The sequence below is a fragment of the Mycolicibacterium xanthum genome (assembly GCF_019710635.1).
GTDB classification, from domain to species: domain Bacteria; phylum Actinomycetota; class Actinomycetes; order Mycobacteriales; family Mycobacteriaceae; genus Mycobacterium; species Mycobacterium xanthum.
On the sequence record NZ_JAIFZS010000011.1, the window covers coordinates 299,341 to 309,930 of the forward strand.

General features: G+C 70.1%; 12 protein-coding genes and 2 pseudogenes. 9 read left to right on the forward strand and 5 right to left on the reverse strand.

Annotation, left to right across the window (positions count from 1 at the left end):
- Positions 1–8: 8 nt before the first annotated feature.
- Entirely contained in the window at positions 9–2,081 is a 2,073-nt protein-coding gene (locus tag JDV09_RS07525; RefSeq protein ID WP_221368473.1) for an MMPL family transporter, read from the reverse strand.
- A 69-nt stretch (positions 2,082–2,150) separates the two neighbouring features.
- Between JDV09_RS07525 and purT the strand changes: the two genes are divergently transcribed.
- From purT to JDV09_RS27425, 3 genes and pseudogenes are all read left to right on the forward strand, one after another.
- Entirely contained in the window at positions 2,151–3,335 is a 1,185-nt protein-coding gene (gene purT, locus JDV09_RS07530) for a formate-dependent phosphoribosylglycinamide formyltransferase (protein ID WP_221368474.1), read from the forward strand.
- Complete coding sequence (locus tag JDV09_RS07535) at positions 3,332–3,769, forward strand: Rv0361 family membrane protein (protein WP_221368475.1); 438 nt, start codon at positions 3,332–3,334, stop codon at positions 3,767–3,769. Before purT ends, JDV09_RS07535 begins: the two co-directional genes overlap by 4 nt.
- Positions 3,770–3,787: 18 nt before the next feature.
- Positions 3,788–3,904 (forward strand): annotated as a pseudogene (locus JDV09_RS27425) (3-ketosteroid-9-alpha-hydroxylase); the annotation flags it as partial.
- Between the two features lie 117 nt (positions 3,905–4,021).
- Here JDV09_RS27425 and JDV09_RS07545 read toward each other — a convergent pair.
- Positions 4,022–4,813, reverse strand: coding sequence for a phthiotriol/phenolphthiotriol dimycocerosates methyltransferase (locus JDV09_RS07545; protein WP_221368515.1), 792 nt, complete (start codon positions 4,811–4,813; stop codon positions 4,022–4,024).
- Positions 4,814–5,057: 244 nt separating this feature from the next.
- Positions 5,058–5,537, reverse strand: coding sequence for a transposase (locus JDV09_RS27240; protein ID WP_308124049.1), 480 nt, complete (start codon positions 5,535–5,537; stop codon positions 5,058–5,060).
- 81 nt (positions 5,538–5,618) lie between these two features.
- Here JDV09_RS27240 and JDV09_RS07555 point away from each other — a divergent pair, with 81 nt between their 5' ends.
- Genes JDV09_RS07555 through JDV09_RS07565 form a run of 3 tightly spaced genes read left to right on the forward strand, consistent with a single transcriptional unit; the run spans position 5,619 to position 7,669 of the window.
- The gene (locus JDV09_RS07555) at positions 5,619–6,029 is read left to right on the forward strand and encodes a rhodanese-like domain-containing protein (RefSeq protein ID WP_221368478.1); all 411 of its coding nucleotides are present in this window, start codon (positions 5,619–5,621) and stop codon (positions 6,027–6,029) included.
- Positions 6,026–7,264, forward strand: a complete 1,239-nt coding sequence (locus tag JDV09_RS07560; protein WP_221368479.1) for an O-succinylhomoserine sulfhydrylase — start codon at positions 6,026–6,028, stop codon at positions 7,262–7,264. The genes JDV09_RS07555 and JDV09_RS07560 overlap by 4 nt, the downstream gene beginning before the upstream one ends.
- The gene (locus tag JDV09_RS07565) at positions 7,265–7,669 is read left to right on the forward strand and encodes a hypothetical protein (protein ID WP_221368480.1); all 405 of its coding nucleotides are present in this window, start codon (positions 7,265–7,267) and stop codon (positions 7,667–7,669) included.
- Between the two features lie 91 nt (positions 7,670–7,760).
- Here JDV09_RS07565 and JDV09_RS07570 read toward each other — a convergent pair whose 3' ends face one another.
- On the reverse strand, positions 7,761–8,618 hold the full coding sequence (locus JDV09_RS07570) for an SDR family oxidoreductase (protein WP_221368481.1): 858 nt from the start codon (positions 8,616–8,618) through the stop codon (positions 7,761–7,763).
- Positions 8,619–8,707: 89 nt separating this feature from the next.
- Between JDV09_RS07570 and JDV09_RS07575 the strand changes: the two genes are divergently transcribed.
- Both JDV09_RS07575 and JDV09_RS07580 read left to right on the forward strand, forming a co-directional pair.
- Complete coding sequence (locus tag JDV09_RS07575) at positions 8,708–9,211, forward strand: GNAT family N-acetyltransferase (RefSeq protein ID WP_221368482.1); 504 nt, start codon at positions 8,708–8,710, stop codon at positions 9,209–9,211.
- Positions 9,212–9,230: 19 nt separating this feature from the next.
- Positions 9,231–9,521, forward strand: coding sequence for a hypothetical protein (locus JDV09_RS07580; RefSeq protein ID WP_221368483.1), 291 nt, complete (start codon positions 9,231–9,233; stop codon positions 9,519–9,521).
- A 12-nt stretch (positions 9,522–9,533) separates the two neighbouring features.
- Here the strand turns inward: JDV09_RS07580 and JDV09_RS07585 are convergent, their stop codons facing one another.
- Positions 9,534–10,298 carry an MBL fold metallo-hydrolase gene (locus JDV09_RS07585; protein WP_221368484.1) on the reverse strand — a complete coding sequence of 255 codons (765 nt, stop codon included), beginning with the start codon at positions 10,296–10,298 and terminating at the stop codon, positions 9,534–9,536.
- A gap of 153 nt (positions 10,299–10,451) precedes the next feature.
- On the opposite strand from JDV09_RS07585, the pseudogene JDV09_RS07590 reads away from it, so the two are divergent.
- A pseudogene (locus JDV09_RS07590) lies at positions 10,452–10,590 on the forward strand (glucose-6-phosphate dehydrogenase (coenzyme-F420)); the annotation flags it as partial.

The following is a 10,590-nucleotide window of genomic DNA, read 5'->3' on the forward strand; positions in this document are numbered from 1 at the left end:
TTTCGACGTTACGCGTTCGGGCGCGCCGCGCCCCGCGCTGCGCGGTGCCGCCCGCCCGCGGGGCGGTCCAGCGCGGCGGGCCACCAGATCCGCGGGCCGATCAGCGTGAACAGCGCGGGGATGATCACCGTCCGCACCAGGAAGGTGTCCAGCAGGATGCCCAGGCCGACGATGATGCCCACCTGGGTCAGCACGATCAGCGGCAGCACGCCGAGCACGCAGAAGACTGCGGCCAGAACGATGCCCGCGCTGCTGATCACCGCTCCGGTCGCCGACACCGCACGCACGATCCCCTCCCGGGTGCCGTGCCCCGGCGTCTCCTCCCTGGCCCTGGTCACCAGGAAGATCGTGTAGTCCACGCCGAGCGCGACCAGGAACAGGAACGCGAACAGCGGCGCGGTGTTGTCCAGCCCGGGAAAGCCGAACAGGTGCACGCTGGCCCAGCCGCCGATGCCGAGCGCGGCCAGCGCGCTGAGCACGGTGACCGCGACCAGGACCAGCGGGGCCAGTGCCGAGCGCAGCAGCACGTAGAGCACCAGCAGCACAACGGCCAGGATGGCCGGAATCACCACCGCGCGGTCGTGCGCGGCCGCCGCCGCCGCGTCGCGTGCCGTGGCGTCCGAGCCGCCGACCAGGCCGTTGGGGTCGACGTCGTGGACCGCGCCGCGCAGTGCGTCGATGGTGTCGAATGCCTCGTCGGAGGCCGGCGCGGCGGCCAGCACCACCGACCACTGGCTCAGCCCGTCGGGCGCGGTTCCGGCCGGTGTCACCGACACCACGCCGCGGGTGTCGGTGATCGCCCGGCTGACCCGATCGGCCAGGCCGCTCGACGCGATGACCCGGGTGGGGTCGGTCAGCCCGCTCGGGAAATGCGCACTCAGCGTGGTGTAGCCGTCCACCGACTCGGCCTGCACGCGGAACTGCTCGGTCTGCGACAGGCCGACCGGGGTGTTGAGGATGCCGGTGCACAGCAGCGCCAGCGCGCCGATCGAGACCGCGGCCACCGGGGCGGGTCGTCGTGACACCGCCGCGGCGACCCGGTGCCACACCCCGCTGTCGGTGAGGGCGGGCGCTCCGAGGCGGGGGATGAAGGGCCAGAACAGCCTGCGGCCGAACAGGCCGAGCAGCGGCGGCAACACCAGCAGCACGAACACCGCCGCGACCACCAGGCCTGAGGCGGCCTGGACGCCGAGGCTGCGGGTGCTCGGCGACACCGCGAACACCAGCGTCAACAGTGCCAGCACGACGGTCGCGTTGCTGGCGACGATGGCCGGACCGGCCCGCCGCACCGCGGTGTCCAGCGCGGTGCCATGGTCCTGATTGCGGCCCAGCTCCTCGCGGTACCGGGAGATCAGCAGCAGCGCATAGTTGGTGCCCGCACCGAACACCAGCACGCTGGTGATGCCCGCCGTCGACCCGTCCGGGGACATGCCGACCCCGTCGGCGACCGCGGCGCCGACCACGGCCGCGACCCGGTCGGCGAAGGCGATCACCAGCAGCGGCACCAGCCACAGCACCGGGGAGCGGTACGTGACGATCAGCAGCAGCGCGACCACGGCTGCCGTCACGATCAGCAACGTCACGTTGGCGCCGGAGAACGAGTCGGCGATGTCGGCGCCGAAGGCCGGCCCGCCGGTGACCGCGGCGGTCAGGGCGTCCGGCAGACCGGCACGGGCCGCGGTGCGCGCCGCGGTGACCTCGTCGCTCAGCGCGAACCCGGACAGCTCGGCCGGCAGCGCGACGGCCGCGACGGCGGCCTGCCCGTCCGCGGAGACCTGCAGCGGTGGACCCGCCGGGCCGGAACCGGTGGCAGCGGCCATCCGGGTGCGGGCCTGCTCGGCGGCGTCACGGTCGGCGGGGCTCAACACACCGCCGTCGGTGCGGGTGACCACCAGGATCACCGGGACCTCGTCCCCGCCGGGGAACGCGGAGCGGGCGGCGTCGGCGCGGGCCGACTCGGCGGTGGCGGGCACCGCGACCGGGGACTGCTGATCGGAGTCGCCGTTGCCGATCAACGCCATCAGCACGGCCGACACGGTGACGACGAGCAGGGCGATCACCCAGGAGAGTCGGCGGGACACCCGCCTTATATTGCCCGGACAGCATGCCGCGCGAACGATCACCGGGGGTTCTGGCAGGCTGGAAGGACGATGAGCGATACCAGCGACACCTCCGACGACGAGACGACCGGGCCCACGGCGGTGCCTGCGACCGGCCCGGTGTCGGTGATGCTGCTGGGGACCGGGGAGACGACCCGCGAACTGGCGGCGGCGTTCGGCCGCCTCGGCGCCGATGTGGTCACCGTGGCGACCTTCACCGACGCCGATGCGCTGATCGAACTCGTCGAGTCGCAGAGCCCGGACTTCCTCGTCACCGACGCCGGGTCGGTGGCCACCGAGGCGTTGGTCGCCGCCGCCGACCGTGACGGCGTCGAGGTGTTCCCGGCGCCGCGAGCCGTCCGGCTGTCGCTGGACGGGGAGGGGCTGCGCAGGCTGGCCGCCGACGAGTTGGGCCTGCCGACGGCCCCGTTCTGGTTCGCCGGCTCGGCCGAGGAACTGGCCGCGGTCGCGCAGCACGCCGGGTTCCCGCTGGTGGTCAAGCCCGTTGCGGCCGTGCCGGGCGAGGGCGAGTCGGTGCTGCTGCGCAACGACGACGTGGAACCCGCATGGCGGCGTGCGGTCGCCGGTGGCCGGCTCAGCATGAAGCGGGTGATCGCCGAATCGGTGGTGGAGGTCGACTTCTCGGTGACGCTGCTGACCGTGCGCAGCACCGGTGCGGCCGGCCCGACCGTGCATTTCTGTGAGCCGATCGGTCACCGCCAGGGCGCCGAGGATTCGCTGGAATCCTGGCAGCCGCAACAGCTCTCACCGGCCGCGCTGGATGCCGCCAAGTCCATCGCCGCGCGCATCGTCAACTCGCTCGGCGGGCGCGGGGTGTTCGCGGTGGAGCTGCTGGTGCACGGCGACGAGGTGTACTTCTCCGACGTGCGTCCGCGGCCCGCCGACAGCGGCCTGGTGACGCTGCGCACGCAGCGACTCTCGGAGTTCGAGTTGCACGCCCGCGCGATCCTGGGGCTGCCGGTGGACACCATCATGGTCTCCCCGGGGGCCATGGAGCTGCGCTACGGTGCGGCGGACCCGCGCGAGGGTGCCGCGGTGGCCCCGGTGCTGGCCGACGCGCTCGCCGTCGCCGAGAGCGATGTGCGGTTGTTCACCGGAGACGGGTCGTCCGGTCCCGACAGGCCCGTGGTGCTGGCGCTGGCCACCGCGCCCGACCCCATCGTCGCGCGCGACCGCGCCCGCCGTGTCGCGTCGGCGCTGCGCAGGCTGCGGTGAGCGAGCAGCCGTCGGAGGGTTCCAGTGCCGGTCCGTTCCTCGGGGCGCTGGCGATCATCGTCGCCGTGGTGATCGGCATCCTGCTGTTCAACGTCTTCTCGTCCGACGAGCCGACCCCCGACCAGCAGATAGCCCGCGCGGTGTCGGCGCAGAACGACGCGCTGCAACGCCGGGACTACGCCGGGTTCCTCGAGTACACCTGCGCCGCCCAGCACGGCGAGGAGACAGAAGTACTTTCCGCTCAACGTGATTCGGTCGACAAGCATGGGGAGCGGGTCGTCGACCGGGTGGCCGGTGTGGCGATCGACGGCGACCGGGCAACCGCGCAGGTCACCTACTACTTCGACAAGGATCCCGACGCCGAGGAGACCGTCGACGTCGAACTGGCGCGGGAGGCCGGCTCCTGGAAGGTCTGTTCGACCGGCCCCAGCTAGTGACGTAGCGGACGTGCGCCCGACATGACCGACCGCTTCGAGATGGAGGTCGACAGCACCGCGGTCAACGAAACGTGGCCCATGGAGGTCGTGGAGAGCCTCAAGGCACGCCAGGCGGCCGAGACGCAGGAGCAGCCGACGAAACGAGCCTGCGCGACGAGCGAACCTCGCCGCCGGACGTCGACCGGCTGGCCCGCTCGCTGCTCCAACTCTGCAGCGCCGTCCGGCGACGGCTGAGCCGGGACCGCCGACTCAGTCCTTGGTGAACAAGTAGACCCGGTAGGAGATGTCGCCGCTCTCCACCTGCCGGTAGAGCCGATCACCCTGCACTCCGCCGATGTCGCGGGACAGTTGGCGCAGGCCCTTCGGTGCGTGTTTGGCGATCAGCTCCGTGTGTCGCTTGGAGTTCTTCTCCAGCCCGCGCAACACTTGCGCGTCGATCGCCTCCTGCGCCACCATCCGCAGTGGCGCGGCGGCCAGAGCGGCCTCCCACTCGGCGATGTGCTTCTGATCGCGCAGATCGGCGTAGAGGAAGCTGCCCCCCGGACGCAGTACCCGGGCCACCTCTTCGAGGAACTTGTCGAAATGCGGATATAGGTGTGCGGCTTCGACATTGACGACCGCATCGAATGATTCGTCGGGGAAGGGCAGGTTCTCGGCGTCGCCGTGGACAAAGCTCAGGCCTGGCAACCGGTGCTTGTCGCGGCAGTACTCGATGCCGGCCGGATTCAGATCGAGGCCGGTGTAGCTGGCGGGTCCCAGCGTGCGCATGATGTAGGACGCCGCGCCGCCGTGACCGCAGCTGACCTCGAGCACATCCTTACCGGTCAGGTCGACCTGCGCCGCCGTGCGGTGGTACAGCTGGATGGAGTACCTGTCGATCTCGTCGGCGGGGTCGAGCGGGATGCCCATCGGCGGCTCCTCCTCGTACCCCCAGTTGAGGAAATGCACCTCGTCGGTCCCGATCCGACGGGTCAGGAATCGGTATCCGAGACTGGAGACCTGCTTGCCGAAATGTCGGTGCGTCATACCGACGAACGCCATCACCGGGTCGCCGATCCGGCGCGCCACCCGATTTGTACGATTTGCCATGGCCGCCACTATGCCATGGCCGCCACCATGCCAGCGGCCGGCGGCGGTTTGGGTCGAATGACGATCCCGAAATCCACGCTGAACTGGCGTTCCACGATGGATTCATTGCGTGTAACGTCAGCGCGCCGGTGCGTCGGCGCGCTTTGCTGGCCAGCGCCTCAGAGGTTCTGGAGCCGCTCGACGACCGCCCCGTCGGTCAGGCCGTAGTCGGCCGGCGAGTACGTGTGCTTCGGCGCGCGTGGGCCCTGCTGATCGCCTCATGGCTGGCCCGCATCGCCGCACGGGCCTGGTCGCTGGTCTGGATGCCCTGGCCCCCTGTGTCCCGATCAGGACGGGTCGTGTTCGTCGCATGCTGATCTGCCCGGTTGATCGTGGCATCCACCGACAACGTCCAATCCAGCTGGCCCTGGGCATCGGCCATCGTCAACAGCGCCATCAAGACCCCATCCCAGGTGTCGTCCGCGGCATAGCTTCGGTGGCGTTTCCGCACCGTCTGCCACGGCCCGAATTCCGAACGCGGCAGATCACGCAAGGGAACCCCGGTCCGGTACCGATACACGATGCCTTCGACCACCCGGCGGTCATCACCGAAGGGATCACCTCGGCGTCCCTCGTTGGAGGGCGGCAACCCGGAAATGAGCTCCCACTGAACGTCATTGAAGAACCGATACCGCAAAGCCGTCGACGCCTCGACAGGATCGCTTCAAAGCCCCACCCCATATGGGAGACGCGCCCCAGCTGTGGGAGACTCACGACCGTGAGCTATGCCGGAGACATCACCCCCGAGGAAACCTGGAAGCTGCTGAGCGAGAACAGCGATGCCGTGCTCGTCGACGTGCGCACCGCTGCCGAGTGGCGCTTCGTCGGGGTGCCGGACCTGTCGCCGCTGGATCGCGATGTGGTGTACATCGAATGGAACCGCACCGACGGGACCCGCAACGACGGCTTCGTCGACGACCTCAGGGCCGCGGGCATCACGCCGGGGCGGCCGGTCGCCTTCCTGTGCCGGACGGGCACCCGCTCGGTCGGGGCCGCCAAGGCGGCGACCGCGGCGGGCATCGAACCGTCCTACAACATCCTCGACGGCTTCGAGGGCAACCTCGACGAGCACAAGCATCGCGGCGGCACCGGCTGGAAGGCCGTCGGTCTGCCCTGGGTGCAGTCGTGACCGAACCGGTCGATTCGGTCCGCACGCCCAAGCCGTTGCCCGACGGGGTCAGCCAGGCCACCATCGGCGTGCGCGGCGGGCTGCTGCGCTCCGGCTTCGAGGAGACCGCCGAGGCGGTGTACCTGACCTCCGGTTACGTCTACGGCAGCGCCGCGGAGGCGGAGAAGGCGTTCACCGGCGAGATCGACCGGTACGTCTACTCGCGCTACGGCAACCCGACGGTCTCGATGTTCGAGGAAAGGCTGCGGCTGATCGAGGGCGCCCCCGCCTGCTTCGCCACCTCCAGCGGGATGTCGGCGGTCTTCACCGCGCTGGGGGCCCTGCTGGCCACCGGGGACCGGTTGGTCGCCGCCCGCAGCCTGTTCGGGTCGTGCTTCGTGGTGTGCAGCGAGATCCTGCCCCGCTGGGGCGTGGAGACGGTGTTCGTGGACGGCGACGACCTCGCACAGTGGGAGGAGGCGCTGTCGGTGCCGACCCAGGCGGTGTTCTTCGAGACGCCGTCGAACCCGATGCAGTCGCTGGTCGACATTGCCGCGGTGTGCGACCTGGCCCATGGAGCCGGGGCGAAGGTGGTGCTCGACAACGTCTTCGCCACACCGATCCTGCAGCAGGGCTTCCCGCTGGGGGTCGACGTGGTGGTCTACTCGGGCACCAAGCACATCGACGGCCAGGGCCGCGTGCTGGGCGGGGCGATCCTGGGCAGCCAGGAGTACATCGACGAGCCGGTGCAGAAACTGATGCGGCACACCGGTCCGGCGCTGAGCCCGTTCAATGCGTGGACGTTGCTGAAGGGTCTGGAGACGATGGCGCTGCGGGTGCAGCACCAGAATGAGTCGGCGCACCGGATCGCCGAGTTCCTCGAGGCCCATCCCGCCGTGAGCTGGGCCAGGTACCCGTTCCTGGAGTCGCACCCGCAGTACGACCTGGCCAAGCGGCAGATGACCGGCGGCGGCACCGTCGTCACCTTCGAGCTCGCAGCCGCCGGCGGAGCCGGCAATCCAGCCACCGCCAAGGAGCGCGCCTTCGAGGTGCTCGACAAGCTGCGGATCGTCGACATCTCCAACAACCTCGGTGACGCCAAGTCGCTGATCACGCATCCGGCCACCACGACCCACCGGGCGATGGGCCCGGAGGGCAGGGCGGCGATCGGGCTGGGCGACGGGGTGGTCCGGATCTCGGTCGGGCTGGAAGGCACCGAGGATCTGATCGCCGACCTGGATCAGGCCCTGAGCTAGGTGTCGCGCCGCTCCGAGCAGAAGACGGCGCGCCGCAAGAAGCGCCGGGCCGGCCGCGACGAGGCGTGGATCCCGGCGCATGTCCACCAGCAACTCGACATCGCCGCCGAGCTCGAGGCGTTCGACGTCGCGCTGACCGACCGGGGCTGGGAGTACTCCGAGGACGCCGACGACGAGGCGGGCGTGGCCTGGTATTGGCCGCCGTCGTATGCCGAGGTCGACGACGAGGACCAGCAGGTGGCCGCGACGGTGGTGCTGTTGAGTCCGGACGACGGCGGCGAGGTCGCGCACGTGGTGTTCGTCGGGACCGATCTGGACCACCAGTTCGGCCTGGACGAGCTGTTCGACCACCTCGACACGATCGAGGCCCACCGGATCGGGGCACCGCTCCCCGCCTTCACCTGACACCCACCTTCACCGGCGCCGAAATGGCATTCCAGCAGGGCCCTTCTCGCACTTTTCCTGCATGAGTGCGATCTCGCCGCTACGCCCCGTGTTACGACGGGCCGTCCACGACACCCCGTGCGGCCTGCGCGCGCCGCTCGTAGCCGTCCCGGGCCCCGCGGTCGAAGTCGAGGAACACCGTGTCGTTGCCCATCTTGTGGGCCAGCCAGCGGCGCGCCTTCGGCGCCAGCACGGGCGTTATCGCGCTGATGAAGCGCAGCGCGGGCGGCACCGACACCAGCGTGGTCGGCTTGTCGAGAATCTTGACCACGGCCGCCGCGATGTCCTCGGGCTCGACCGGCTTCTGTGCCGAGGAGGTGTGTGTGCCCGCGATCAGCTCGGTGTTGGTGAAGGTCGGCATGACGCAACTGACCTCGACCCCCTGCGGGGCGAACTCGTCGGCCAGCGCGGTGGAAACGCCGACGACCGCGAACTTGGTGCCGGCGTAGACGGCCTGTCCGGGCACCGCGAGCATGCCGGCCACCGAGGCGATGTTCACGATGTGCCCGCTGCGCCGGGCGGCCATCTCCGGCAGCACGAGCCGGCATCCGGTCAGCACGCCGTAGAAGTTCACCTCGATCGCCGAGCGGATCGCCTGCTCGGACTGCTCGAGGAACGGCCCGACCGGCATCACGCCGGCATTGTTGATCAGCACGTCGATCTGGCCGCGCCCATCGGTGCGGGCCTTGTCGAGGAACGCGGCGAACGACTCGGGGTCGGTCACGTCCAGCGGGTAGCCCGACACCTGACCGTAGCGGCCGAGTTCGGCGACCGCGGATTCCTGCAGCACCACCTCCCGGTCCCCGATGACCACTCGCGCACCGCGCTCGAGCAGTGCGGCCGCGGTCGCATAACCGATGCCCCGGGCCGCCCCGGTGATGGCGATCGTCTTGCCCCGGATGTTGTCCATGCCGGCGTACTTTACAGGTGTCAAGTTTTGTCGGGAAGATGACGTGGGGCGTCAGCGCCGCGGGCCTCGTTGCGCTAGACATTGAGGTGATGACCGAGTCCCCCGAAACCACGCCGGCCGAGCTGACCTTCGTGGCGGTCGGCCAGGACGACCCGCTGGCTGCGCCGCTGATCGACGAGCTCGCCGTCGAGTACGCCGAGCGCTACGGTGGCGCCCGGGACCGGGTGTACGCCTGGCTGACGGGTTACTCCGCCGCCGAGTTCGAGGCACCCGGCGGCGGGCTGTTCGTCGGTCTGCTCGACGGCGTGCCGGTGACCGGCGGGGCGTTTCGGCGGTTCGACGACGAGACCGCGGAGCTGAAACGGATCTGGACCGATCACCGGCACCGGCGTCGCGGCTACGGGCAGGCTCTGGTCGGCACGCTGGAGGCCGAGATCGCGGCACGCGGCTACTCGCGGATCTACCTGACGACCGGCGACCGGCAGCCGGAGGCCGAGGCGCTGTACCTGTCGATGGGCTACCGGCGGCTGACCGAACCGCTGCCCGCCGACGGCGAGGTCTACCCGATCGCGTTCGTCAAGGAACCGGCGTGACCGGCGATAGGCTTGCCGTGTGTCGCAGGCGACCGTGGGCGTGCTGCTGTTGGCCGGTGCCGCACTGATCTTCGGGTTCGGCGTGTTGTCCCGCGTGGTCATCGGCCGCAGGCGCGAGACCAAGGCGATCCGTGCCATGGTGCGGACCGTCCGGCACAGCAGGATCGCGCGAGTGCTGTTCGGGTCTTTCGAGGACGACGTCCTCGACGACGACGAACTCGACACGATGATCCTGATGCCGGCCGTCGTCGTGGCCTGTGGGCTGATCCTGATCGGAGTGTTCCTGCTCGGCTACGGCGCGCTGGCCTGATTCACCGCTGGTTCATGGCCCAGCCATGGTTGCCTGACGAAGGGCCCGCGCCGCGGCTTCGCGCACCGGCCCCCGCCACGCCGGACCGTGTCCGGGCAGCAGCACCTCGGTGTCGAGCATGCCGAGCGCGTCGAGGCTGCGCAGGCACGCGGCCTCGTCGTGGTTGAACACCGCGGGCAGCAGTTGGGGACCCCGCTGCGGCGCCACCGGGTGGCCGGTCACCAGCGCGTCGCCGCTGACCAGCACACCGTCGACCAGATACGAACAGTGTCCGCCGGTGTGGCCGGGGGTGGGTACCGCTTTGGGGTGGCCCGGGAGGGTGGCCGCGACGTCCTCGGTCAGTACCGCGGCGCTCGGAATGCCGCCGTGGGTCAGCGCCCCCTTGCCGATGATCGCGACCGACCACTTCAGCCACTTCGGCCGCCACGCCTGGGTCGCCACGGCCAGCGGCGAGGCCTGTTCGAGGTACTCCCGCTTGGCATGGCCGACCTCGTCGGCGTGGCAGTAGACCGGGATCCCGTGGGTCTCGGCGAACCAGATCGCCGTGCCGAAATGGTCGATGTGGGCGTGGGTCAACAGGATTGCGCGGAGGTCACCGATCCCGAAGTCGAGCCTGGCCAGCGAGTCCAGCACGTCGGCGCGGCTGCCCGGGAACCCCGCGTCGATCAGCACCGCACCGTCCCCGTGTTGATCGCCGGCGGTGATCACGGTCCAGTTGACCAGCTCGGTCCGGACGAAGTGGACGTGGTCGGTGATGGCCTCAATGACCGGTGCCATGCGGCGAGTGTAGAAAAGAGCTTGTGCACGTGAGGAGCAATAGAGGCGGTGCGCACGTGAGGAGCAAGGGGGGCGGTGCGCACGTGAGGAGCAATAGAGGCGGTGCGCACGTGAGGAGCAGAGGCGGTGCGCACGTGAGGAGCGATGGGACACATGGCTGAACTGAAACTGGGCTACAAGGCATCCGCGGAGCAGTTCGCGCCCCGCGAACTCGTCGAGCTGGCCGTGGCGGCCGAAGAGCACGGCATGGACAGCGCGACCGTGAGCGATCACTTCCAGCCCTGGCGCCACG

What these genes read in the sequence shown, in the direction of transcription:
- JDV09_RS07575 (WP_221368482.1), top strand. Translation starts at nt 8,708, where the DNA reads ATGACCGAGTCCCCCGAAACCACGCCGGCCGAGCTGACCTTCGTGGCG.
- purT (WP_221368474.1), top strand. Translation starts at nt 2,151, where the DNA reads ATGAGCGATACCAGCGACACCTCCGACGACGAGACGACCGGGCCCACG.
- JDV09_RS07585 (WP_221368484.1), bottom strand. Translation starts at nt 10,298, where the DNA reads ATGGCACCGGTCATTGAGGCCATCACCGACCACGTCCACTTCGTCCGG.
- JDV09_RS07545 (WP_221368515.1), bottom strand. Translation starts at nt 4,813, where the DNA reads ATGGCGTTCGTCGGTATGACGCACCGACATTTCGGCAAGCAGGTCTCC.
- JDV09_RS07570 (WP_221368481.1), bottom strand. Translation starts at nt 8,618, where the DNA reads ATGGACAACATCCGGGGCAAGACGATCGCCATCACCGGGGCGGCCCGG.